General features: G+C 63.6%; 9 protein-coding genes and 2 pseudogenes. 4 read left to right on the plus strand and 7 right to left on the minus strand.

Going from position 1 to position 14,341, the window contains the following annotated elements; translation table 11 throughout:
- Window positions 1–3: 3 nt before the first annotated feature.
- Window positions 4–1,518 carry an ATP-binding protein gene (locus EI171_RS13155; RefSeq protein ID WP_161533547.1) on the minus strand — a complete coding sequence of 505 codons (1,515 nt, stop codon included), beginning with the start codon at window positions 1,516–1,518 and terminating at the stop codon, window positions 4–6.
- A gap of 104 nt (window positions 1,519–1,622) precedes the next feature.
- Window positions 1,623–2,441, minus strand: a complete 819-nt coding sequence (locus EI171_RS13160; RefSeq protein ID WP_038965652.1) for a YkgJ family cysteine cluster protein — start codon at window positions 2,439–2,441, stop codon at window positions 1,623–1,625.
- 262 nt (window positions 2,442–2,703) lie between these two features.
- On the opposite strand from EI171_RS13160, the gene EI171_RS13165 reads away from it, so the two are divergent.
- Complete coding sequence (locus EI171_RS13165) at window positions 2,704–3,306, plus strand: LysE family translocator (protein ID WP_246740536.1); 603 nt, start codon at window positions 2,704–2,706, stop codon at window positions 3,304–3,306.
- Window positions 3,307–3,345: 39 nt separating this feature from the next.
- Here the strand turns inward: EI171_RS13165 and EI171_RS13170 are convergent, their stop codons facing one another.
- Window positions 3,346–4,410: a ketopantoate reductase family protein gene (locus EI171_RS13170; protein ID WP_161533548.1), complete on the minus strand. Its 1,065-nt coding sequence runs from the start codon at window positions 4,408–4,410 to the stop codon at window positions 3,346–3,348.
- A 243-nt stretch (window positions 4,411–4,653) separates the two neighbouring features.
- Here EI171_RS13170 and EI171_RS13175 point away from each other — a divergent pair, with 243 nt between their 5' ends.
- Window positions 4,654–4,977, plus strand: coding sequence for a hypothetical protein (locus EI171_RS13175; RefSeq protein ID WP_210253964.1), 324 nt, complete (start codon window positions 4,654–4,656; stop codon window positions 4,975–4,977).
- 411 nt (window positions 4,978–5,388) lie between these two features.
- A complete protein-coding gene (locus EI171_RS13180; protein ID WP_161533550.1) occupies window positions 5,389–6,474 on the plus strand; it encodes a S9 family peptidase in 1,086 nt (361 codons plus the stop codon).
- Window positions 6,475–6,609: 135 nt separating this feature from the next.
- Here the strand turns inward: EI171_RS13180 and EI171_RS13185 are convergent, their stop codons facing one another.
- On the minus strand, window positions 6,610–7,089 hold the full coding sequence (locus tag EI171_RS13185; protein WP_011089627.1) for a MarR family winged helix-turn-helix transcriptional regulator: 480 nt from the start codon (window positions 7,087–7,089) through the stop codon (window positions 6,610–6,612).
- 508 nt (window positions 7,090–7,597) lie between these two features.
- Between EI171_RS13185 and EI171_RS13190 the strand changes: the two genes are divergently transcribed.
- A complete protein-coding gene (locus tag EI171_RS13190) occupies window positions 7,598–9,181 on the plus strand; it encodes a porin (RefSeq protein WP_161533551.1) in 1,584 nt (527 codons plus the stop codon).
- 1,105 nt (window positions 9,182–10,286) lie between these two features.
- On the opposite strand, the gene EI171_RS13195 is transcribed toward EI171_RS13190, so the two are convergent.
- The 3 genes and pseudogenes from EI171_RS13195 to istA form a co-directional block, all read right to left on the minus strand.
- A complete protein-coding gene (locus tag EI171_RS13195) occupies window positions 10,287–10,934 on the minus strand; it encodes a MarR family winged helix-turn-helix transcriptional regulator (protein ID WP_161533552.1) in 648 nt (215 codons plus the stop codon).
- Window positions 10,935–11,418: 484 nt separating this feature from the next.
- A pseudogene (gene istB / locus EI171_RS13200) lies at window positions 11,419–12,185 on the minus strand (IS21-like element IS1631 family helper ATPase IstB).
- A gap of 4 nt (window positions 12,186–12,189) precedes the next feature.
- Window positions 12,190–13,945 (minus strand): annotated as a pseudogene (istA, locus tag EI171_RS13205) (IS21 family transposase).
- Between the last annotated feature and the right edge of the window lie 396 nt (window positions 13,946–14,341).

Genomic DNA, 14,341 nt, shown 5'->3' on the forward strand with positions numbered 1-14,341 from the left:
CGATCAGGCCGAAGCTGCGCTCTGCGCCGGCTCCACCGGCAGATCGTCGCCATTGGGATCACCGGGCGCGGTCGCCCAGGCCAGCTCCACCAGCGTCACGATCCTGCGTCCGCCGCCGTCGAGCTGGCAGACGATGAGACCCTGCTCCTCCATGTAGCCGAGCAGGCGCTGCGCGCGGCGCAGCGAATGCGAGCCATAGGCGCGGGCGATCGCGGCATCGCCCGGGCAGGGCCAGCCTTCCTTCGCCGCGCGCGCGATCATCATGAAGACGCCCTGCATGTCGTCGGGCAGGATCGAGGCGCGCAGCGACACGTCCTGCCAGTCGTCGTCCTCGGCATGCTCGGCGCCAAGCCCGGCGCGCGCGCGCGTCAGCATGCGGCGGAATTCGTTGAGGTCAGGCACGGCCGCGCCGAGGCCCTCGATGCGGCAGCGGACCACGAACTCCTGATAGAGCACGCCGACGGCGCGGAAGCCGGCATCGGGCTCGGCGAGCACGGCACGCAGGGTCCGGTCGACGCGTTCGCGCCGCTCCGCGAGCTCCTCGGCGCTGACCTGAACCTCGACCACCTCAGGCCGGATCTCCGGCGTGGCGGCCGCTTTCGCGGCGCGCAGCTGTTCGAGCAGATCCGGCGCGGGCCGGCGCTGCGGCCGGCTGGCATCGGGCGGCGGTGCGGCCAGGATCACGGCGCGCATATCCTCGCGTGCGGAGTCCGGCATCGGCATCAGCCGCGGCGTGGAGTTGCGCGCGTGGGTATCGGTCGGGCCGATGTTCAGGCGCAGCGGACGCCGCGACAGCGCAGGTCCCAGGGCCATGAACTGGCCGCGCTCGAGATCGCGAAAGGCTTCCGCCTGGCGCCGCTCCATGCCGAGCAGGTCGGCGGCGCGCGCCATGTCGATGTCGAGGAAGGTCCGGCCCATCAGGAAGTTGGAGGCCTCGGCCGCGACGTTCTTGGCGAGCTTTGCCAGCCGCTGGGTCGCGATGATGCCGGCGAGCCCGCGCTTGCGGCCGCGGCACATCAGATTGGTCATGGCACCGAGCGACAGTTTTCGCGCCTCGTCCGACACCTCGCCGGCGACTGCCGGCGCGAACAGCTGCGCCTCGTCCACCACCACCAGCATCGGGTACCAATGGTCGCGATCGACGTCGAACAGGCCGCCGAGAAACGCGGCGGCACGGCGCATCTGGTTCTCGGCATCGAGGCCCTCGAGATTGAGCACGGTTGAGACGCGATGCAGCCGCGCGCGCTCGCCCGCGACCTGAAGGCCGCGCTCGGTGTGATCCTCGGCCTCGATCACGAGATGGCCGAAGCGCTCGGCCAGCGTGACGAAATCGCCCTCGGGGTCGATGATGGCCTGCTGCACCCAGGGTGCGCTCTGCTCCAGCAGCCGCCGCAACAGATGCGACTTGCCGGAGCCCGAATTGCCCTGCACCAGGAGGCGGGTCGCCAGCAGTTCCTCGAGGTCCATGGCCGCCGCGGCGCCCGCCGTGGTCTGCCCCATCTCGATCGCAACCGTCATGTCCCGACTCAAGTCCCCATCATTCGCGGACAGGGGCTTATCAACCCGGCCGGGGCGCGTCGAGCACCACAGCGCGAATCATGCTCTGTTGCCCACGACGGCGTTCAGGCGTGATTCGACAACCGTAGAAGCGCGGGGCGATAGGGCGGGACGGGATCGTCGTCCTCGTTTGGGGGAATCGCGCAGGAGCCGAATTCCTGCCTGATCCGCTCGATCTCGGCGATGCGCTCGTGCAGCCGCTGCAGATGTTCCGGTGATGTTGCCCGCCAGAACCGGAACGTGTCGGGGGTGAGCGGCAGGAACGCGGTGCCTGATGGCGTCGGATCGGGAACGACGGTGCGTCCGAGCAGCAGGAATCGGTTCTCGCTGGAGACCACGAGGGTCGCGTAGCCGCGGTTTCCGATTCGCCTGATGCCGTTCATCGACCATTCGGCGAGCTTGCTGAAATACGGCTCCTCGCGCCAGCGATCGGGGCAGTCGTCGTCGACCGTGACGTTGACGGCGTCCTGGCTGAAATGCACCACGATGCCCGATTTCGCTGGAAACCATGCATCGTCGAGATGGCCTTGCAGCCAGGCGCAGGCGAACGACCGGCACATCTGCGGGCGGCTCGCGTAGATGGTGCATCCGGTGCCCGCCTGCCAATGCCTGCAGAGCTGGTTCACCGGCTTGTCGACCGCAGCGACTTCGAGGATATCGCAGCAGGCGTTGCACGATCCGCATTGACGCGGGTTGGGCGCTGTTCTCGGCAGACCCGTTGCCCTGAAGCCTTGGCCGTCGCGCACCAGGAGCTTTTGTTTCTCCAGCGCAGCCAACGCACGTTCGATCTTGAGACGGGATAATCCGGTCGCGTCGATGACACCCTTCATGGTCGTCGCGCCTGCCTCGACCGCACGGACGACGCTCAGCATCGCCTGATCCATTGCTTCTTCTCGTGTTCTTGTCTGGATCCCAAACGCAGGCATCGCAAATCAATGCCGGGCAAGGTGACTTACAAAGCTATCTTGCTCACGCCTAAGCGCGAGGCAAGACGACGAGACGTGGGCAGCGACACGATCGCGTGATCAGGACGGCGCGATCGCTCTCATCGAGTTCGGGCAACACCGGGAACCGTTCCGTGCGAACGCGGCCAAAGTCGAGCATGGCGGTGCCGCCGCATGACGCAGATCAAGATTTGCCGGCGCGATGCTGTTAGCCTGGGCTATGAACTTCCTGACCTTCTTCACGGCGACCTGTTTTCTCCTCGCCATGCCGGGACCGACCAACACCTTGCTCGCGACATCGGGGGCAGGGATCGGGATATCGCGGTCGCTCCGTCTGCTCGCGGCGGAGCTGTTCGGCTATCTCGCGGCGATTGCGCTGCTGCGGCTGGCGCTCGGTCCCGTCGTGAGCGGCATTCCGCTCGCGGCCGTCGTGCTTCGCGTGGCGGTCAGTGTCTACATCCTGGGCCTTGCCGTCATGCTCTGGCGCGTCAACGCGCGCGAGCTGCGCGGCGGCGCCGTGGTGACGTTCCGTCAGGTGCTGATCACCACGCTGCTGAATCCGAAGGCGATGGTGTTCGCCTTCCTGCTCCTGCCGCTCCATGCCGGACTGTTCGAGCTCCTGCCGTGGCTCGGAATGATCGCGCTTCAGATCGTCACCGCGGGCGCCGCGTGGATTGCGTTGGGCGCAACGCTTGGCGGCGGCGCCCGTCGTCTCGGCTACCCTGAGATCATCACGCGCACCGGCGCGGTCACGCTCGTCGCCGTGACCGGCCTGATCTGGCTTCAATCATTCCTGAGCGCGTGAGCGCCTGCGTCGCGCGATAGCGACAGACGTGGCGCGCGGCTACTGCGCGCCCGATCCGCCCTGCACGATCTTCTCGTTCAGCTTCTGGTCCACGGTCTCGACCGTGCGGTCGATCTCGGGGTTGGGCACGCCGAGCTGATGCGAGATCAGCTTCACCAGCAGGTCGACGCGCTCGATGAAGGGCGCGCCGCTGGCCACCGCGCGCGCGGCCGACGACGGCTTGAGCAGGCTTTCGGCCGCCTTGGCGTATTTCGCGAACGGCACCTGGTCTTGCGGATCGGCGCCGAGGCGGCGGGCGATCGCGTCGACATGATCGTAGATCGTCTGCGAGCGCTTGAGATCGCCGTGCACGGCGTCGCGGATCGACTGCGGCTCGTGCGGCGTGATGCAGCGGTAATTGCCGGTCAGCAGCATCGACCACTTCGCCAGCGGCACGAACAGGGAATCGAACACTTTCAGCTTCACCGGCACGTCGTGGCCGTCGAGCGTCACCGCGTCGATGTCGGCTTCGAGCTCGCGCAGCACCTTGTTGTGCTTCTCGTCGGCGAAGACCGATGCCTTGAAGTTGGTGGGCAGGCCGACGAGAAGCACGTTCGCGGCTTCCTCCGGCGGACGGAAGGCCTGCGGGTCGGGCGAGCACAGCGTCACCAGGCCCGGCTCGAACCGCTCCCACACCTGCGCGTTGGTAAAGGCCTCCTCGAGATCCATGCCTGCGAGCGCCGGAATCCGCTTCAGATAGGGCAGCGGCGGCATGTTCATGATCGACAGGCACGGCAGCTTCGCCGCGGCGATCTTGACCATGAGCACGCGCACCGTGTGGTTGGTGTATTGCGGCTCCTGCATCGCAAGGCCGACCATGTCGTAACGGGAGACGTCGACATCGGCCGGCGTCACCGCATCGAGCTTGCCGGGCAGGTCGCGCGAGAAGATCGCCCGGTGCACCGCCTCGTCGCGCAACTTGATGCGGACCTCGGTACCGTCACGGTTGATCAGCTCCGCGGTCTTGGCGCGGCAGACCAGGGTGACGTTGTGTCCCGCCATCAGCAGCTTCGTGCCCAGCAGGGAGCCGTAGGAAGCCCCGAGAATCAATATGTTGCGCGCCATGTTTCGTCCCTTGGAAATGTCATGTGATTTTTGTGCCCCGGCTGCAATCCGAGGGCAGGTTGCCGGCATGTAAAGCGAAGTGGCCGGCGATGGCAACTGGGATAATGCATACAAGGCGCGGAAGGTTCGGCGGGCGGCCCGGCCGTGTTGCTCGACGCCGAAAGCGTGACGATCCGCACCCGGACACGAGGGCGTCAGCAGATACTTGAGTTGCTTAAATAAGTGGCTTATCTGAAGTTCGGAATGTCGGATGTCTCGACCATCCCGGTTCACCTGGAGGGCGATCATGCGTCGTCACGTTTCGCGCGCCGTGTGTGGATGCGCGACGTCGAGGATTCGTCTCGCAAGTTTTCCTGCGAGAACGACAGTCGGGAAGTCCCGCGGCGTAAGACATTCGGCATCGATGAAGCGGCAATCCGCCGCATCTTTTATCGCTATCGTGATGAGCTGCGCGCCGGATGGGTCATCAGGAATTCACGGTGGAAGCCGACACAGACCCTGCCTCTTCTGTCATCAAATGGCAGCCAATATTTAGCCGTCGATCGCAACAAAAAACTACAAACCTAGGACCGCAAAAATGGCAAAGTGGCGCGGGGCCATGACTGTACATCAGCAACGGAGCTGAGACGTGACGATTGAGTTGGAGCCGGCGTGCAACTTGTGTTGAGACCGGCTGATGGGGGCTACACACGGTTTGGCCAAGTGCCCTCGCCCGCGCGAAGCGAAGACGAAACGAACATCGGATGGGGTCTCGCTGCAACAACGCTCCGATCCTGCGCGGGGCACGATGTGCTGTCCCTGCGTGGAGTCGAGACGGCAGCGAGACAGATCGGCGAGGCGCACGGCATCAGCAGACGCAAGCGCGATGGACGCGACCAGGTACGCCTGGGATCGCATCGAGCAGGCGTGCACGGCTCTGCGCTGAATGCGCAGCCGGCAAGCCCGGCCAATCGCTGACGGCGCCGTTCGGAGAAAAAAATGGAAGGTGATCATTGGCCTCACGGCCGCTGTGACGGCGCCGGTGGAAGCCTCGTACGCTTGCGAAAGCGCGCGTCCGAATTTTTCGAAAGTTTGTCTGTCGCGGAGCTTGCGCGCGAGGCGCACAGGCATCTTTGGTTTTCAGACTGGTTGAGGGTTGCGGAAGACTACCGGAGCTCCGCCGAATCCGCGCGCGCGGACGGTGCCGGCCGGATCGTCGCGTGCGAAGCGTGGATATGCGCGCTGATGGCGTTCGAAGTCGCGCGAAGCCTGTCTTCTCCGGACGATCTCGCGAGTACCGACTTCGCCGATAGGGTCGGTCTCAGCCTGAGAAGCTTCGCGGACGATGCGGCTCACGCGATCGAGCACGTCGAGATCGACGGCTTCGAGCAGGGAGCGTTGACCGGCTTCTTCCTGCCGGCGCTCTGTCACGGGCCTTCCGCGCCCGCGGTCATCTGCATCGCCGACGAGGACGTCACCCTGGCCTCGATGATGAGCAGGCTCTTGCCCGCCTCGCTTCGCCGGAACATGTCACTTCTGCTCATCGATCCCGGCAGTTCGCCTGTTCGTCGTCCGCTCAAACAGGAGCATATCCTCCAATGCTGGCTGGACTATCTGGAGGCCCGCCCGGATGTCGACGCGCAGCGGATAGCGATCTACGGCGAAGGAGCGGGCGCCAGTCATGCCTCCCGCCTTGTCCTCTCGGATCGCAGGGTAGCCGCCGCCGTGTGCGACGGCGGTCTTTTGCGGTCGGTCGCGCACCGGGCATCGGTTCACTGGATGACAGGCGTCGAGCAGGTCGTCGAGGGCGGAGCCTCGATGCGTCCGTTGTCGTCGCCGCGCCGAATGGCCTGTCCGCTTCTCATGGTGGTCGGGAGCCGCTCGATGGTGCGCGAACAGGAGGCGCTCGAGCTGCAAGCCGGCTATCGCCAGGCCGGAGCCGACTGCTCGGTCGTCGTGCCGAACCGCATCCCGTATCCTCTGGGCGAGGTCGAGAATTTCATCACGGTGGACGACTTCATTTTTGAATGGCTCGACGCCAAGCTTGGAGCTGCCCGTCGCCTCGATCCCGTCACCTATCTTTAGCCCGTGATCCGCATGACTGAGCCGCGGTCTTCTCGCGACGAACGCGGCGCAGTCATCCGGAGACAACGACCCGAAGCGCGCCGAGGATTCTTTCCCATGCCGTCGCGCCTTGGCTGCGTCGTGAAGAACCGCGTATCACGACACGTCGATAGCCAGTAGCCGTGCAGCGAGCCGGGCATTCTTGGCAATGGTCGCGAGCGCGGCATTCAAATCGGCGAGGGTCTTCTCGTCGAGCTCGTTGAACATGGTCGAATTCAGGGCGAGCTTCCGCTTGGACAGTTTTTCGATTTCCGTCGTCGCCTTTTCCGTCAGCGACATCAGAACGAAGCGGGCGTCGTCGGCCGCTGGCCGTCGCGACAGGAACCCGTGCTTCTCGAGGCTCTTGGTCTGGTTGGTCACGAAGGCGGGGTGGACGCGCAGCTTGTTCGCGACGTCGATTCCGGCGACGCCTCGTCCCTCGTCCAGCTCGGTGATGGCCATCAGGATCAGCCATTGCGGCTCGGTGATGCCCAGCAGTCCGGCCCAGCTGCTGTGGATGTCCTCGAGCTGAGAGTGGATTTCAACGACGTTCCAGATGAAGTCTGTAATCGCCCGGTCGAGCTTCTTCTCGATCATATGGCTTCCCCCTTGGTCATTTTTCTTTTTGTCTTTGATCAGCCTTTTAGCGGGATATTGGGAAACCGTCTCGCATATCGTGCGCGGAACTCTTCATTGGGGAAATCGTGTCGGCACTTAATGCTTGCACAAAACAATTGATTAAGTTACGTCGTACTCACTCAGAATTTGCTGCTCTTGACCGCTGTCAACGACCAGCGATGTGAGACCTCCAAGAAAGCCCTCGGGATGCCCCCTGAGGGCTTTTTCTTTTATTTCAGCTACTTGTGCCGCGTCTTTCGCCTCCTGTTGCTCGCAGGCAACATCCCCTTTCCAACTTGCGATTCACTAAATCAATGAATTGAGACGATTGTTTTTATAAACTATACGTGAAGCACGACGGAGGGGGGCACCTCGCTGTCGTTTCAGTCCGGACCTTCAGTGCGGATCTGAATTGAACGGAAATTGATGTGGGTAACGCGGCCTCCAGCGAGGAGCCGAGCCCCCGAACCGACCTGGAGGTTTACTAATGAAGTTGACGAAGACGCTCTTTCTCGGCTCGGCTGCCGGCCTGATGGCTGTCTCCGGTGCGTTCGCAGCCGATCTTCCCGTGAAGGCCAAAGCGGTCGAATACGTGAAGGTCTGCTCGCTGTACGGCGCCGGATTCTACTACATCCCGGGCACCGACACCTGCATCAAGCTGGGCGGCTATTTGCGTGCCGACGCGAACCTCAATACCAACTCGGACTTCAATCCGAACCAGGGCGGCGTTGCCGGTGCTCGCAACCGCCTGATGAACTACTACACCTTCCGCGCTCGTGAAGACCTGAACATCGACACCCGCACCGCGACCGAGTACGGCGTCGTCCGTACCTTCTTCGACGGCGTGTTCACCTGGACGACCGGCAACTATACCCCCACCGGTTCGGCAACGGGCGGCACCCAGTACAGCGGTACGCTCGGTCTCAATGCTGCGGGCACCGGCCTCGTCGGTTCGAACGGCTCCGGCTCGGTGAACGGCACCGACGGCAACACCTCGGCCGGTGCGCTCGGCGTGTACTACGCCTTCATCCAGTTCGCCGGCTTCACGATGGGTAAGGCCGTGTCGCAGTTCGACGCGCCCTGGACCAACTATCCCGGCAACATCACCGACAACCTCGTCGGTGGCTCCGGCACCGTTACCGGTGTGACCCAGTTCACGTACACGGCCGACTTCGGCCAGGGCGTGACGGCGTCGTTCTCGGCTGAAGATGCGACCCAGTACTATCAGGCCGGCAACCTCAACATGACCGGCGCGACCGCGGCCGGCATCATCGGCGGTTCGTACGGCACCAACGCCATCGGCGGCTCGCGTTCGCCGAACCTCGTCGGTCAGGTGCGTGTCGACCAGGCCTGGGGCCTCTTCCAGGCGTCTGTGGCTGCGCATGACAACCACGTCGGCTACTACGGTGCGAACGAGACCACCGGCCACCCCGACGACAAGTGGGGCTGGGCGGTTCAGCTCGCTCTCTCGATCAAGAACATCCCGACCGGCGCGGGTGACACGATCAACATCCAGGCCGTCTACACCGACGGTGCGACCCGCTACAACTTCCAGAATCTGTCGGGCAGCTCCTACGCGCTGTACGGTAATTCGGGCGTTGCTGGCGCCTACGGCAGCATCGGCTTCGCCAACGCTCCCGACACGGTGTTCGTGACCGGCAGCTCGCAGGAAACCGTCAAGACCTGGGGCTTCCGTGGCGCTTACACCCACAACTGGGATGCGGCCTGGAACACCGCGATCTACGGCGCTTACGCTCAGGCGCAGTTCGGCACCTTGGCCAAGACCACCCTCTGCGGCGCCGGTGGTGCTGGCGGCGTGTTCGGTGGCCTGGCTGGTGTCACCTCGTGTAACCCGGACTTCGCGATTGGCCAGCTCGGTCTCGTCACCCGCTGGACCCCGGTCAAGAACCTGACGTTCTCGGCCGACCTCTCCTGGACCCATCTCGACCAGAAGTACTCCGGTACGGTTGGCGTCACCCCGAACGTCGTGACCGCCAAGCCGGCCGCGACCTACGAGCTGAAGGATCAGAACTCGATCGCCATGATCCTCCGCGCTCAGCGCAACTGGTAAGATCTATCGAGCCACGCGAACGAACACCCGGCGGGAAACCGCCGGGTGTTTTTTTGCGCCTGGATTGCTTCCGCCTTCGCTAGAGCTTCGGCGGACAAGTCGCTGCGCTCGCAATGACGAGGCGGAGACCGCCTCGTTTGCCCGACGGCAAAACACCCGCAAAGCTGTCAATCCGCCTCGACAAAAATATTCCACTTTACCGAAATTCGGATTTGTCGTATGTGTCGCCCATCCCGGTTTGACCTTGAGGGGCGATCTTGTGTCGTCACGTTTCGCGAGCCGGGCTGCGGTGGACGCGGCAGCGTCGGCACGACATGGTGCGGGCAGGGCGGGTAGTCCCTGTGAGCCCGAAACCGCGTGCGGATGAGCGGCGCTGAAAGCTCGTCTCGCCAACATTTTTCCCGCGACGTCGACAGCGCGGGAGAACCCTGTGGCGGTCGGCGAATGCGCGTACGGCAAAACCGTGTGGTCCTGGCCGTCGTTGCTACGGTCAAGCCTTTCGCGGAGGTGCACGCGAGCCCGACCGGGCGGACGGCATCGTCAATTCGCGGGGTGAGGGAGGCCAGAAGGAACTCGGCTCCCGGGAGATCACGGCATAAGCCGTCAGACCACTGCGCAGGGAAGGCCGAGTGTTTTGGCTGCACCTGTATGCCGCTGTGCATCTTTTCATGCGCTACACGCGCACAGCGGACCGTGGGTGCCAGCCGGCACCCGGCCTTCCCTGCGCCCTCTTGGCTGAAAGAGGGTGGAGCGATGAAGCAAAGCTCGGGCGAAATGCGCCGCGGGGACGTGAAGGCGTGTCTGCGAGTCGAGAAGCGAGCCAGAAGATGACGACGATTCGTCTTGCTCCGTCCTTGCGAGCGCAGCGACTTGTCCGCCGAAGCCTTAGCGAAGGCGGAAGCAATCCAGAGTCTTTCCGCGGAGGGATTCTGGATTGCTTCGCTGCGCCCGCAATGACGATGTGGAAACTACGGGCGCTTATCTCTCGCCGTTGTGCGGGGATGACGGAGCTGATACTGCCGTCATTGCGAGCGCCGCGAAATCTTACGCAAGCTTTGGCCGCGCCATCGGTGCGGAAGTTGCGCTCAGGCTGCGGGCCTTCGCCTCATCCCTGGCTCGCCACGCGCGCACGGTCGAGATGCGCCTCGATCTTCGGGCGGTCGCGGGTGCGCTCGAAACTGGTGCAGAGCAGCTCGGTCTCCTCGAGCGAGACGGGGGCGCGATACAGCCGGCACATGAATTCGGCGGTTGCGCGTCCCTTCGCGGCGGCCGGGCCGATGCCAGGGCTGCGTTCGGCGAGAAACATGCAGTCCCGGCAGATGCTGGCATCGAGCCGCTGGTGAGCTGCGTCGAGGTGATTGAGGATCTCCCGCAGCGAGTCGCGCAGCCTGATGCACTCCTCGGTTCCGAGCGCCGTGACCGCATTCACCACGTGGTTGATCGGGTCGTGCTGGCTCAGGCACTTCTCGCCCTGCGCGGTGACGTGGAGCACCACGGAACGCTTGTCCTCGTGCGAGGGCTTTCGCACCAGGAAGGACCTGCTCTCGAGCGTCTTCACGATCTGCGATGCAGTCGCCCTGGTGGAGCCGATGAAGCCGGCGAGCGCGGACGGTGTGCGCGAAAACCTGTTGGCGCGGCCGAGAAAGCGCAGCGCCATCCATTCCCGATCGCGCAATCCATGCTGATTGCCTTCGAAATACCAAGCCCTCGCCGCCTGGACCAGCAGCTCGACGGCCTCTCGTGCCAATGGCATGGATTTACCTCGTCCCCGGAACTTCGTCTGCGGCGTCCCGAAGCCGCCTTGCGCCCTGGTTCGCGATTAATTCGAAAGAGGTCAGACCTCCGGAGATGCCCGATGAGTACGTCGTGCCCGATTCCTGCTCGAAGGCACGGACCGCAACGCGCCCGAGCTGAACCAGCGCGCGTCGCGTCGTCCGGAGCGACAGGCCGCGTCGCCGATGACATGCCAATCGCGTCGTCGTCGCACGGGAGCCCGAGTTGCCGTCACGAACGGACGATGGACGGGAATTGTTCAACCGAAGCCCCTGAGTTCAAGTCACAAGCAGACGTTTCTTGATATTCCGCCGAAACGATGAATGAGCTTCTCAACAAAATCAAGTAGAGACGCTCTCGGAGACTGGATGTCGTTGCAGGCGAATGTAACCCGCGGGTCACTTCAAATTCCTCCGGGTGTGGTCAGTCAAATTCCTCCACCCGCGAGGCAGGACAAGGGACTGTTAGTTTGAGTTTGTTTCCCGGGCAAGAGCTTCAGCGGCTTCTTTGAGCCGATAGCTGCGTCCGTCGAACTCAAGCAGATGGCAATGATGCATAAGGCGATCGAGGATCGTCGTGCTCATAGTGTTGTCCCCAAGGTATGCCCCCAATCCTGCACGACGCGATTGGAGGTGACGATGACGCTGCGGCGCAGTTTGTAGCGCTGATGGATCAGGGTCTGCAGCAAAGTGCCGGCGTCGTCGGGGATGGCGCGTGCGAGGAATAGATCGTCCAGCACGAGGAGATCGCAGTCGATGATGGTTCGCAGCCGGACCTCGCGTTGTGCCGGAGAGTTCAGGGCGTAGCGGTGGAAGAAGTCGTCGGTCTCAAGATACTGGACCTTGTGGCTTTGCAGGATCGCCTGATAGGCAATCGCCTTGGCGATGTGCGACTTCCCGGTGCCAGGTTTGCCGACAAGCAGAGCGTTCTCGCCAGCGGCAATGAACGCCAGGGTGTGGAGCTGGAAGCAGGTCTGACGTGGCAGTTTGGGATTGAAGGACCAGTCGAACTCGGCGAGCGTCAGCTTTTCGTCGAGCCCGGATTGCTGGTATCGCCGCTCGATAAGACGGGACTGACGACGGTCCAGTTCATCCTGCAGGATAAGGGAGAAGGTCTCGAGGAAGGGCTGGTTGGCGCCCTGCGCCTGGAGCACGCGCGTCTGCAGCGTGTCGCGGACACCCGACAGGCGCAGCTGTCGTAGGCAACGCTCAATTTCCGGCATGGTCATCATGTGGCTAGGTCTCCAGTTTAAGGTGAGAAGGTGCAGCGGGAGCGCTCGTGGCGCCGGAGCTGGCCGGGGTTGCGCAGGCGACACGAGCGCGGATTGCCGTGGCGTGATCGTCGTGAGCCTCGGCCTGCCGACCATTATCGTCGGCGTCGCGCCGCACAGCGCGGCTGAAGAGGTCGCCGTATTCCGCGGGGGTACGGATCAGCGGATGATCCTGGGTGAGCGGCGATGCCGGCTGTGGCGTCACTCCAACCTGCTCAATCGCCTGTTCGAACAACCGCTCGACGGTCGCACGCACGTGCTTGTAGCGGTAGATGCGGTTGTCGATGGCGTGCGCGCAGGCCTGCTCGACCAGCCGCGCCGGATACTTCCGGCCCAGCCCGACAATGCCCCACATCGCGCGCTGTCCGGGGCGCCCCTCGGTGTCGAACACTTGCTGGCATAGCGCCCTGGTCTGCGGCCCGATGCGCTCGGCGCTCGCCAGCAGCACGGCGGTTTGCCGCGACGGATTGAACGGCCGTTCGCTGGTCGGCAGGACAACAGAACCGGGGTGCGTCATCCGGGAATGAACACGCAGCAGCGCACGGGTGTGGCGATCACGGATCTCGATCGTGGAGGCGTAGATCCGCACCACGACCTGACTGCCGATCGGCGCGGGCCGCGCGGCGTAATAGCTGTTGTCGACGCGTACGGTGGTGTCGTCGCAGACAGTCCGGACGACTTCGGTGAAGATGCGGAAGGGAGCGACAGGCAGCGGCCGCAGGTGCGGCTTCTCTTCCTGGAACATCGCCTCGACCTGACGGCGCGTGCTGCCGTGGATGCGCTTGGAGGCCCAATTCTCCTCCCAGTGCCTCAGGAACTCGTTCTGGGCTTCCAGTGTCTCGAAGCGCCGTCCGGCCAGCGCGGTGCCCTGGGTATGTTGAATCGCACTCTCGACGCAGCCTTTCCGATTGGGATCGGCCACCCGCGCGGGATCGGCGACCACGGCGTAATGAGCCAGCATCGCGCTGTAAATCGGGTTGAGCTCGGGCTCGTACAAATCCGGCTTGAGGACGCCTTCCTTCAGATTGTCGAGCACGACATAGCTGGGGACCCGCCAAAATACCGGAACGCCTCTTCGTGGAGCTGCGCCCAGACGTGTTGGCTGGACTTCCAGACCACCCGCCGGAAGCTGCGCCGCGAGTAGCGCAGCGTCATCACAAACAGGCGGGGACGGCGGTACCGGCCGCTCCTGGGATCAATCGTCAGAGCGCCCTCGCCATAGTCGACCTGGGCCTCCTCGCCAGGCAGGAACTCAAGTCGATCAAACTGCTCGGGATCGCTGTGTCGCAACGTGCGCACAAACCGCTTGACGCTCTGATAGCTGGACGGAAAGCCAAATCGATCGACCAGGTCCTGGTAAATCGCCTGCGCATTCCGCTTCAGGCGGACCTGTTCTTCGATCCATGCCCGATGCGGTTCGCAGGCCGAGCGGGCCAGGCTGCAGGCGGCTGTCGCTTCCGACACCCAAAAGCCGGTGGTCGGGGTGGGGGAATTTGGTCGTCCGCGCTCACCGTGCCGGTGGTCACTTCCCCGGGGGAATTTGCCTCCGCACCAGCCCGCAGCGCCCGGTAACGCCGGATCGTCTTGCGATCGACCCCCGTCAGCCTGTGGATCTCGCGCTGGCTGGCGTTGCGATCAAGTAATGTAAATACCGTGCTTTGCAGATGTCGCTTCAAGACGTTCAACTCCCCGGCCCCTTGCTGGCTAAAGGGGTCGAACATAAACGTCCTGCCTGACCGGCTACTGCTGTTCAGCGGCGCTGACGGCGATCATCAGGTGGGGGAGTTTCAAGTGACCATACCCGGGGGATTTTGACCGACCCACGGGGATGTAACGTTCAAGACAATCTCGCTCTTAGGGACACATGGTAGTGAACGCAATACGTTGTCCTACGGGCAGCATGCCCGCAAGTATACGACGGTTTAATTGCAGGGCACGTCGTTGTCCGCCGTTGATGCAAGTTGATGGAAGCTTGTGCATGACAAAAGCTGATGCGCGTTGATGAGTCATCCACAACTTGTGCAATGCGTCCGGAGAATCGCCGAGAGAACTTGTAGGGATTACACGCGGCGGTTGTTCCGCTCGCGGAGCCGTCTCCGCTTCCGTCGCGGCCGCCC

The sequence above is a fragment of the Bradyrhizobium sp. LCT2 genome (assembly GCF_009931255.1).
Lineage (GTDB): Bacteria > Pseudomonadota > Alphaproteobacteria > Rhizobiales > Xanthobacteraceae > Bradyrhizobium > Bradyrhizobium diazoefficiens.

What these genes read in the sequence shown, in the direction of transcription:
- EI171_RS13155 (WP_161533547.1), bottom strand. Translation starts at nt 1,518, where the DNA reads ATGACGGTTGCGATCGAGATGGGGCAGACCACGGCGGGCGCCGCGGCG.
- EI171_RS13160 (WP_038965652.1), bottom strand. Translation starts at nt 2,441, where the DNA reads ATGGATCAGGCGATGCTGAGCGTCGTCCGTGCGGTCGAGGCAGGCGCG.
- EI171_RS13165 (WP_246740536.1), top strand. Translation starts at nt 2,704, where the DNA reads ATGCTGTTAGCCTGGGCTATGAACTTCCTGACCTTCTTCACGGCGACC.
- EI171_RS13170 (WP_161533548.1), bottom strand. Translation starts at nt 4,410, where the DNA reads ATGGCGCGCAACATATTGATTCTCGGGGCTTCCTACGGCTCCCTGCTG.
- EI171_RS13175 (WP_210253964.1), top strand. Translation starts at nt 4,654, where the DNA reads ATGTCGGATGTCTCGACCATCCCGGTTCACCTGGAGGGCGATCATGCG.
- EI171_RS13180 (WP_161533550.1), top strand. Translation starts at nt 5,389, where the DNA reads ATGGAAGGTGATCATTGGCCTCACGGCCGCTGTGACGGCGCCGGTGGA.
- EI171_RS13185 (WP_011089627.1), bottom strand. Translation starts at nt 7,089, where the DNA reads ATGATCGAGAAGAAGCTCGACCGGGCGATTACAGACTTCATCTGGAAC.
- EI171_RS13190 (WP_161533551.1), top strand. Translation starts at nt 7,598, where the DNA reads ATGAAGTTGACGAAGACGCTCTTTCTCGGCTCGGCTGCCGGCCTGATG.
- EI171_RS13195 (WP_161533552.1), bottom strand. Translation starts at nt 10,934, where the DNA reads ATGCCATTGGCACGAGAGGCCGTCGAGCTGCTGGTCCAGGCGGCGAGG.